This window comes from Streptomyces sp. NPDC032472 (genome assembly GCF_040636955.1).
GTDB lineage: Bacteria > Actinomycetota > Actinomycetes > Streptomycetales > Streptomycetaceae > Streptomyces.
The window spans coordinates 157,054-165,919 of the sequence record NZ_JBEZVK010000011.1 but is presented as its reverse complement, the minus strand read 5'-3'; the positions used below and the strand labels follow the sequence as shown (position 1 = coordinate 165,919).

Here is an 8,866-nt window from a genome sequence, read left to right as displayed (position 1 = left end):
CAGCGGCTCGGCCGCCACCGGTGGGTCGTCGAGCGGACCGTGTCCTGGCTCGCCGGCTGCCGTCGGCTCCACCGCCGCTACGAACGCAAGGCAGAACACTTCCTCGCGTTCGTCGGCATAGCCGCAGCCCTCATCTGCCACCGCCGCCTCACCAAATGAAACGACCTCTAAGCCTTCAGGGGACGCGCACGGTGCCCGCGTCCCCATAGCGTCTCTTCAGATCCAACCTGTAGTCGGGAGCCGAAGTGCGACTTGACAAGTACCGGATAGTCTTCGGCGTGCGGGGCTTCCCTCTCGTCATGGTGCTCGGGCTGCTGGCCAAGCTGCCGGTCGTGGCGATCCCGATCGTCGTGACCCTGCACGTGACCAGCGGGCTCCACCATGGGTACGGGCAGGCAGGCCTGATCATCGGCGCTTGGACCGCCGGGTTCACCATCGGTTCGCCCATCCAGGGCCGATTCATCCACCGGTACGGCCTGCGACCGGTGTTGATGGTCTCCATCGTGGCCCAGGGGGTGTTCTGGGGTCTGGCGCCGAACCTGTCGTACCCGGAATTCGCGGTGGGTGCTCTCGCCTCCGGACTGCTGCTGGTACCGGGCTCCACAGTGATCCGGCTGGCCATCGGCGGACTGGTCCCACGGGAGCACCGGCAGGCCGCGTTTGCCGTGGACTCGATGATCACCGAAATCTCGGTCATGACCGGCCCCACCTTGGCCGCTCTCCTCGCCACTCAGGTCTCGACGAAGGGAGCGCTGGTCGTCCTCTGTCTCGCCCTGGTCATCAGCGACGGCGCCCTGGTGCTGTGCAATCCCCGGATCGAAGAGGAGCCGGCGGCGGCGAGCACTGAGCACCCGCCGCCGCCCGCTGCGCCGCGGAGCCGGATGACCGTCAAGCTGGTCGCGGTCCTCGCCTGCTCGCTGTCGGCCGGAGCGATCGTCACGGGCTATGAGGTCGCCATCGTCGGCTCCCTGCGGTCCACGGGGCAGCTCGAATGGACCGGCTTCGTGCTTTTTGGATGCGGGGTGTATTCGCTGGTCGGCGGGCTGGTGTTCGGAACCCTTCAGCGCAGCGTCCCGGTGCCGTTGATCATCGGTCTGCTGGGGCTGGCCACCATGCCCCTGGGGCTGACGGCAGGGAATTGGTGGACGCTCACCCTGGCGCTCGCCCCGGCCGCAGCGCTCTGCGGGCCGGCTTTCGCCGCGACCGCGAACGCCGTCAGCCAACTGGTCGAGGACGGTGACCGGGCCACGGTCATGAGCATCTACGGATCCGCGCTCGCCGCCGGCGCCGCGGCGGGCGCCCCGCTCTCGGGGGCCGTCATCGACTCCGGTGGCTCCGAGGCCGCCTTCGCGGCGGTCGGCGGTCTCGGCGTGATCGTCGCGATCGCCGCCTGGGGCGCACTGGAGCGCGGCTCACGACGGGTCCTCGAAGAGGCCGCCTCGGCTGCCCCCACTACGACGCTCAAGAGGTGAGAAATGTCTACCCCACAGCAGCTCAACGGCAGTGAGCATGTCGTCGTCATCAATCGGTGGGCGGAGCACTATGCGGACTTCGAGCGCTATCTCGACCACCGAGTGCATCGGGTCACGTATGTGAGCACCGAGGTGGGTCTCGCGGCCGTCCCCCGCGAGGCCACCGAGGTGGTCACGGTGCAGGCCACCGACAACCTGGCGGAAGTCGCGAACGCGGTGGAGGGCTTGGCGCGCCGGCACGGGGCTCCGGACCGCATCGTGGCGCTGAAGGAGGACGATCTCCTGGTCGGTGCCGGCCTGCGGGACAAGTGGGGGGTGCCGGGCCCCTCGGTGGACCAACTGCTGCCCTTCCGCGACAAGTTCCTGATGGCGGCGCGGGTGGCGGAAGCGGGGGTGGAGATACCGTCCTTCGCCCTGGTGACCGCCGCAGGGGCGGTGCGTGGATTCGCCGAGTACGTCGGCTGGCCGGTGATCGTCAAACCGACGACCGGCAGTTCCAGCGCCGGCGTGGTCCGGCTCGACGGGCCGGCTGACCTGCACAGGCTGTCGTTCGCTGCCGGCCCCCAAATGGTGCAGGCGTTCAACCCTCACCAGATCTACCATGTGGACGGGGTATTCACCGGAGAACGGCTCTTGGTCCTACGCGCCTCACGGTATCTGAACAACCCCTTGGACTTCCGTTCCGGTGGCTTTCTGGGCTCGACGGAGGAGAGTGACCCGTACATCACGGGAATCATCGCCGAGTTCGCACTCGGGGTCATGCGTGCACTGACCGACCAGGCTCTGGTGTTCCATCTCGAAGTGTTCGTGGACGCCGATACCGGTTCCTGTGCCTTCATGGAGGTCGGTGCCAGAGTGGGCGGCGCGGAAATTCCCTTGCTCTGGCGGGAGGTGCACGGGTACGACCTGATGGAAACCGCGTTCCGGATTCAGCTGGGCCTGGAGATCGACGAGGAGGTCCCGCCGATCCCGGATGAAGTCGGCGGCTGGCTGCTCATTTCGGCGCCGACGGACCGTCCCTGCCGGATCACCGAGGTCACGCCGATGGTGGGGCGGCATCCGGGTCCGTACGCCGAGGCGTTGCTGACGGCAGGCGAGGTCCTGCCCGATGCGGACTCGTACTACGAACACGTCGGTGGCCGATTCCGGTTCCGCGGGAGGTCGAGCCAGGACGTGGAGGAGGCGATCCGCACCGTCGCGGCCGAATTCCAGGTGCGTGCGGAACCGGTTGACCTGGTGCACGCGACACCGAACGACTGACGGCCGTCACACAGGGGCGGGGTTCGCGGTGCGGACGTCGCCCCTGGAGACGTCGAAGGCCGGCCCGCCGTGCGGGACCTGCAGCAAGGGCACACCACCACTTCGACAGGGTCGACGCGTGGGGGCAGGACGGCCAAGAGGCGGTCGCCGGCCGCCCCGGCCAGGGCCACCGCGACCGCCTCCATCGACGCTCCCTCCGCACTCCGCTGACCGGCAGCGGCAACTCCTCTGCCTACGGTTGGGCCGGCGGCCGCAGGCGCAGGCCGTGCATGCCGTTGTCGACGGCGAGCACCGTGCCCACCGTGGCACTCGACAACGGGCTCGCCAGGTAGGCGATCGCGCCCGCCACCTCGTCGGCAGACACCAGACGCCCCGTCGGCTGGAACGCGTTGAGCGCGGCCCGTGCCGCCGTCACGTCCGCCGCCTGGCTGAGCGACCTGTCGATCCAGGGCGTGTCCGCCGAGCCAGGGGCGACGCAGTTGACCCGGATGCCCTCGCGGACGTGGTCCGCCGCCATCGCCAGCGTCAGTGCGTACACCGCACCCTTGCTGGCCGAATACAGCACCCGCTGCTCGACGCCGGCCCAGGCCACGATCGAGCAGGTGTTGACGATCGCCGCGGCGGGTGAGCGCCGCAGGTGCGGCAGCGCGTGCCGGGCTACCCTGACCATCCCGACCACGTTGACGTCCATGACCCGCAGCCACTCGTCGTCGCTGTTCCCGGTCACGTCCCCGACCGCGCCGATGCCGGCGTTGTTCACCACCACGTCCAGCCTGCCGAACCGCTCGATCACGGCGGCCACGGCGGACTCGACCTGGGCGTCGTCGGTGACGTCGACCTCGATGCCCAGGATGCCGTCCGGGAGGCCGTCCGGTTTGAGGTCGAATACGGCGACCTCGGCACCCCTGCGGTTCAGCAGTTCCGCCGTGGCAAGGCCGATTCCCGACGCACCGCCGGTAACGATCGCGACCAGTCCTCCGAAGTCAGTCATCAATTGTCTCCTGCTTGTTCGCTTTGGACGCCGCGCCTCTGCGCGGCAGACTGAACTGGGCGGACAGCACCCCGGCGACGCCGACCATGCCCCACAGAACCCATGAGCCGAGCGAGTACAAGGCGCCGCCGATGAGTGGTGAGATGCCCGTGCCGGTCGTGTACGCGACGCCGTACAGCCCCTGGTAGCGGCCGACCATGTGCGGTGGCGCCAGACTTCCCAGGTAGGCCATGGACACGGAGCTGGTGATCATCTCGCCGAGCGTCCACACCAGCACCGTCCCCAGCAGCAGGGTCATGCCGTCCGCGAGACCGGTCAGCGCGAGACCGGCACCGGTGATCAGGTTGCCGATGGCCAGGACGTACTCCGGTCGGATCCGGGAGACCACGGCGGTGATGGGCAGTTCAAGCGTCAGCACCAGCAGGCCGTTGAGTCCGATGAGGAAGCCGAAGTCACGCTCGCTCAGACCCACGTCGTTGACGTGCAGGGGCAGGCCGACGGTGGACTGAATGTAGACGAACTCGGCAAACACGGTCATCACCAGGAAGCGCACCAGGACGCGGTCCGCCAACGCCTCCCGGTATCCCACCGACCGGCCCGTCTGTGCGTGCGCGTCGTCCTGGTCGGACGGCTGCTCGGGCACGTCCCGCAGCAACGCCGCGATGACCAAGCCGAACAGCAGGCACGCGGCGGCATTGCCCAAGAAGAGCTCCGTATAGGAGGTGTTGGCGAGCATGCCGCCGATGACGCCGCCCACGGCGGCCCCGACGTTCTGCGTGAACCGGAACACTCCGAAGGCGGCGAGTCGCTGCTGGTCGCCCGACACGGAGTCGACCAGCAACGCGGCCGCGGCCGGCCGGTAGACCTGCGACGTCACACCGATGAGCCCGACCAGCACGACGATCAACGGCAGCGCATCGAGGAACGGCACGAACACCGTGAGCCCGGAGGTGGTCACGGCGGACAGCACGATGGTCCATCGCCTGCCGATCTTGTCGGCGAGATAACCGCCGACGACGTTGCCGAGCACCTTGCCCAGACCCGACGCGGCCAGCACAAACCCCGAGGCGATGCCGGAGTAGCCGCGATTGGTCAGGTAGAGCACGATGAACACGGGCAGGAAGTTGCCGACCTGGTTGACCAGGATGCCGAAACTGATGATCCACACCCGGCCGGGCAGATCGCGCAGCGCGTCGCGGAACCGAGGCTTGTCGACGCCCGGCTGGTCCGATGCCGTGGTGCTCACGCGACGGGCTCGGTCCGTATGCGAACCGCCTCGGCCAGCCGCCTGCCGTGGGCGATCGCCTCGGTGACGTCGGCGCCGCGGACGACGATGTGGCCAGGTGCATCCTCGTTCCAGGTCAGCGGTGGGACCACGTCACCCGGCTGCACCTTCACATGCAGGTCGACGCACGCCGGGTCCGCACGCACGGTGTCGACGCCGGCCACCTCCACGACCCGGCCGGGCTCCGTGGTGAGGAACCGGAGGGACGCTCCACCTCGGGGCACGGGCGAAGCCGTCAGTGGCTCCACCACACCCGACCAGGCTCCCAACGCATAGGGTTCCATGTCGACGCCGTAAACGATCTGGGCCATGTCGTTGATCCGGCCACCGCCGATGCGGTTGTGCGATTCCATGATCCGCGGGCCGCGCGAGGTCAGCACGACCTCGGTGTGCGCGGGGCCGTTGCGCAACCCCACCGCGTCGAGGAAGTCCCGTACCAACTGTACGGCTTCTTCGACCACTTCCGCCGGGTGGAGGCTGGGCTGCCACGCTGCGACCTCGACGAAGCCGGTGCTGCCGAAGCCGTCGAACCCGGTGCCGCCCAGCTCACGGTCGGTCGTGGCCACGACCACATGCCGGCCGTCGAAACTCAGCGTCTCCACACTGAAGCACGGACCCTCCAGGAACTCCTCCATGAGGAACTCCTCGAAGGAGTCGGCGAAGGCCACGTCCCCAGCGGCCCACTCCCTTTCGCTCAGGGACAGGTACCGCTCGGCGACGGCGTCCACGTCGGCTTCGTCGCGGACGCAGAACACCCCCAGGCTGCCCGATTCACGGATCGGCTTGACGATGACCGGGAGGCCGTGCGCGGCGACGAAGTCCCGTACGTCCTGCGTGGAGCGGCCGACCGCGGAGGCCACCGGGCTGATGTCCTTCGCGGCCAGGTGACGGCGCATCCGCGCCTTGTCGAGCAGCAGTTCCACGGTGGCGACGGACTCACCGTCGAGGTCGAGCGCCTCGTTGATCCGCGCAGTCGGCAGCAGCCCGAACTCGGTGAGCGACATGGCCGTCCGGAACGGGTACGACTCGTGCAACGCCCGAGCCAGCGGCAGGAACCGGTCGATGTCGCCGTAGTCGAGTAGCAGCGCCTGGCCGACATAGGGCCAGTGATCGCGGTCGTACGCATCCGGGTACTGCGCGTGGATCACGTCCAGGCCGAGTTCCCTGGCCTTACGCACATGGTCGAGCTTGCCACCGATGATCAGGACGCGAGGCCGCTGACCGGTGGGCTGGACATCGTTGGACATCGTGGCTCCTCATCTCAGGTTCCCCCGGCGGCTCGCCGGGAGCGGGGAACGGTCCCCGTCCGCGGTCATGTCGACGTCCCTTACAGGGGGCCGTCGCCGAAGAGATGGTCCTGTTCGATCTGCCGCAGCGTCTGGTAGTCGGCACGCACCGCTGCCGGATCACCGGAGATGAGGTATACGAGCCCCGGCTGCGTCGCGACGTCCACGGACCGGGGTAGCGGGTTTCCGGCCGGCAGCGTCATGACGCAGTCGGCATAGGTCGGCAACGCACGGACCACGGCCATCGCCTCGTGGGAGGGGACCACACTGTGGTCCCTCGGGTTGATGAGCGTCACGGAACGCGAGTGCTGAAGCAACTGGTAGTCAGCCGTGTGCAGTTGGTTGAATTCGTCCGGCCGCGCCGCGGACAGGGCAAGGAGCTCCACCTGGTTGGTCCCGAAACAACGCGTGATGATCTCCGGAAGCTGACCGCCGCCAGCACGTGCGTTGCATTCGACGAGCACCGGTCCCCTGGCGGTCAGCATGACCTCGGTATGCGCCGCTCCATGGCGGATCTCCAGGGCATCGAGCACCTGATGGACGTAAGACTCCAGCTTCTTGGCATTCGGATCATCCGGCGCCAGCGGCTCGTCGTAGTCGTAGACGAAGTCGCCACCAGGGACCCGGCGTTTGTAGTAGCGCCAGATCTCGACAGTGTGATGCTTGCCGTCATGGCTGACCGTATTGACGTAGTGCTCGTCTCCAGCCAGGAACTCCTGCGCGAGCACCACCGCATTGGGTATCCCGCGGCCGTCGGTACTGCTCATTATCTTTTCGTGGGCGGCGCGAATCTGCTCGGCGGACGAACATGCCATGACGTTGTTCGTGGCATAGCCCGAGATCGGCTTCAAGACGACCGGATAGCCCGCGGACGACTCGGCCCATGCGATCGTGTCGTCCACGTTGGACGACACGAAACTGGCTGCATGCGCCAGTCCGGCCTCACGCATGGCCAGGGCCATCTCGTATTTGTTGCGGCGAGCAGCCGATTTGTTCAACCCGTTGCCGCGCGTGCCGAGTTCGGCGGAGAGCTGATCGACCAGTTCGACGCCCGACTCATAGCCGGCGATCACATGACCGACCCCATACTCGCGCAGCGTGGAAGCCGTGGCCACGACGTCGCCGTCATGCCGGACATCGCCCACGTAGTCGTCAGAGTTGACTTTGATGTTGAGGTCGGGGTTCTGCGACAGGACGTGCACACATTCCATGCCGTACTGGCGCAGCGCCGCCGGAAGGAAGCGCCCTGTCGAGTACGCGTCGACGATCGCCACTCGGGTCGTGGTCGGGCGAAGGCTAGTTGGCATCGTCAGCAGTCTCCCTGCCTGTCGGAGAAACCGCCAACGAAGGCTCGTATCCATACCGTTGGCGGGACGGTAAATCCACGGTCACCGTGGTGCCGGAACCCCGCAGCGCCCGGCTGACCGGGTCGGGCACCCGCCCGTCCGCGATGCGTACCGACGGCACTCCGCCGGTCAGCGCCTCACGTGCCGCGATGAGTTTGAGCGCCATGCCGCCGCCGGCGAACCGGCCCGGCGCCCCGGTCGCGGGCACCTCGTAGGTGCTCAGCACGCTGTTGCCGTCGTCCGGGTCGGCGAGTACGCCCGGTGCGCCGGTCAGCAGCACCAACTGGTCGGCCCCGAGTGCCGCCGCGAGCGCCGCCGCGACACGGTCGGCGTCGACGTTCACCGGTTGGCCGTCCTCGTCGATCGCGGGCGGTGAGACCACCGGCACGAAGCCGGACCGCAGCAGGGTTTCCACCAGTTCGGTGCGCACCTCGCTGAGCCTACCGCTGAGGTTGTCCCGGACCAGTGTCGTCCGGCCGTCCACGACGGACCGCACGGCGGACTTGCGGCGGGCGCGCAGCATGCCCCCGTCCAGGCCGGTGAGGCCGACCGCGAGCACTCCGAGCCGGGACAGCTCCGCGACGAGCTGCGGTTTCACCCCGCCCGCCAGCGCGAGGACGACCACCTCCAGCGTCGCCGGGTCGGTGTACCTCGCGGACACCTGGTCCGGGGACAGGAGGGTGCGTTGCGGGACACCGAGCCTCCCGGCCAGCTGGGCGATCGCCCCGGACCCGCCGTGCACCAACACGACCGACTGTCCCTCCTGGACGAGCCGGGAGACGTCGGCGCAGATGTGTGCGGCATCGACGGACGGATTGCCGCCGCACTTGACGACCGTCAGCGGTCTGGTGGTCACAGCTTCTCCCGTTCGTCGGGGATCGGTTGGGATGCGAGCCGGGGAAGGACGGGCCGAGCGCTTCCGTCTGCACGTCACGCACGGCCCCCGCCCCGGTCGCAGTCATGTCGGCCGGCACTCCGGGATGGGTGGAGATCCCGACCTCGGGCCGGTGCACGCGTGGGCCCGTCCCTGCCTGTGCGCGGTCTCTACTCTCCCCAGTCCTCTTCGACCTCGGGCGCGAGAGCCAGCATCGCCGGACTCAACGCCACGATCTCCAGTTCGCTTCGGCAACCCGCACACTCGACGATCTCGTTGAGCCGCGGCGAAGCACCGATCGTCACCTCATCCTCGCACTCCGGGCAGGCCTGCACTGTGGTCATGTGATGGT

At 68.3% G+C, this 8,866-nt stretch carries 9 protein-coding genes; 3 read left to right on the top strand and 6 right to left on the bottom strand.

Annotation, left to right across the window (positions count from 1 at the left end; translation table 11 throughout):
- The 3 genes from AB0F11_RS09810 to AB0F11_RS09800 all read left to right on the top strand — a co-directional run.
- Positions 1-159: transposase (locus AB0F11_RS09810; RefSeq protein ID WP_362170216.1), on the top strand; the 159-nt coding region annotated here is incomplete at its 5' end.
- Between the two features lie 86 nt (positions 160-245).
- Positions 246-1,472: an MFS transporter gene (locus AB0F11_RS09805; RefSeq protein WP_362170192.1), complete on the top strand. Its 1,227-nt coding sequence runs from the start codon at positions 246-248 to the stop codon at positions 1,470-1,472.
- A 3-nt stretch (positions 1,473-1,475) separates the two neighbouring features.
- Positions 1,476-2,732 carry a biotin carboxylase gene (locus AB0F11_RS09800; protein ID WP_362170191.1) on the top strand — a complete coding sequence of 419 codons (1,257 nt, stop codon included), beginning with the start codon at positions 1,476-1,478 and terminating at the stop codon, positions 2,730-2,732.
- Positions 2,733-2,964: 232 nt separating this feature from the next.
- Here the strand turns inward: AB0F11_RS09800 and AB0F11_RS09795 are convergent, their stop codons facing one another.
- The 6 genes from AB0F11_RS09795 to AB0F11_RS09770 form a co-directional block, all read right to left on the bottom strand.
- Positions 2,965-3,723, bottom strand: a complete 759-nt coding sequence (locus AB0F11_RS09795) for an SDR family oxidoreductase (protein WP_362170189.1) — start codon at positions 3,721-3,723, stop codon at positions 2,965-2,967.
- Positions 3,716-4,969 carry an MFS transporter gene (locus tag AB0F11_RS09790; protein WP_362170188.1) on the bottom strand — a complete coding sequence of 418 codons (1,254 nt, stop codon included), beginning with the start codon at positions 4,967-4,969 and terminating at the stop codon, positions 3,716-3,718. The genes AB0F11_RS09795 and AB0F11_RS09790 overlap by 8 nt, the downstream gene beginning before the upstream one ends.
- The gene (locus AB0F11_RS09785; protein WP_362170186.1) at positions 4,966-6,255 is read right to left on the bottom strand and encodes an ATP-grasp domain-containing protein; all 1,290 of its coding nucleotides are present in this window, start codon (positions 6,253-6,255) and stop codon (positions 4,966-4,968) included. Before AB0F11_RS09785 ends, AB0F11_RS09790 begins: the two co-directional genes overlap by 4 nt.
- Before the next feature lie 80 nt (positions 6,256-6,335).
- Entirely contained in the window at positions 6,336-7,568 is a 1,233-nt protein-coding gene (locus tag AB0F11_RS09780; protein ID WP_362170184.1) for an ATP-grasp domain-containing protein, read from the bottom strand.
- A 22-nt stretch (positions 7,569-7,590) separates the two neighbouring features.
- Positions 7,591-8,496 carry a [LysW]-aminoadipate kinase gene (locus AB0F11_RS09775; protein ID WP_362170182.1) on the bottom strand — a complete coding sequence of 302 codons (906 nt, stop codon included), beginning with the start codon at positions 8,494-8,496 and terminating at the stop codon, positions 7,591-7,593.
- A 188-nt stretch (positions 8,497-8,684) separates the two neighbouring features.
- Positions 8,685-8,858 carry a lysine biosynthesis protein LysW gene (locus AB0F11_RS09770; RefSeq protein WP_362170180.1) on the bottom strand — a complete coding sequence of 58 codons (174 nt, stop codon included), beginning with the start codon at positions 8,856-8,858 and terminating at the stop codon, positions 8,685-8,687.
- Between the last annotated feature and the right edge of the window lie 8 nt (positions 8,859-8,866).

What these genes read in the sequence shown, in the direction of transcription:
- AB0F11_RS09785 (WP_362170186.1), bottom strand. Translation starts at nt 6,255, where the DNA reads ATGTCCAACGATGTCCAGCCCACCGGTCAGCGGCCTCGCGTCCTGATC.
- AB0F11_RS09770 (WP_362170180.1), bottom strand. Translation starts at nt 8,858, where the DNA reads ATGACCACAGTGCAGGCCTGCCCGGAGTGCGAGGATGAGGTGACGATC.
- AB0F11_RS09795 (WP_362170189.1), bottom strand. Translation starts at nt 3,723, where the DNA reads ATGACTGACTTCGGAGGACTGGTCGCGATCGTTACCGGCGGTGCGTCG.
- AB0F11_RS09800 (WP_362170191.1), top strand. Translation starts at nt 1,476, where the DNA reads ATGTCTACCCCACAGCAGCTCAACGGCAGTGAGCATGTCGTCGTCATC.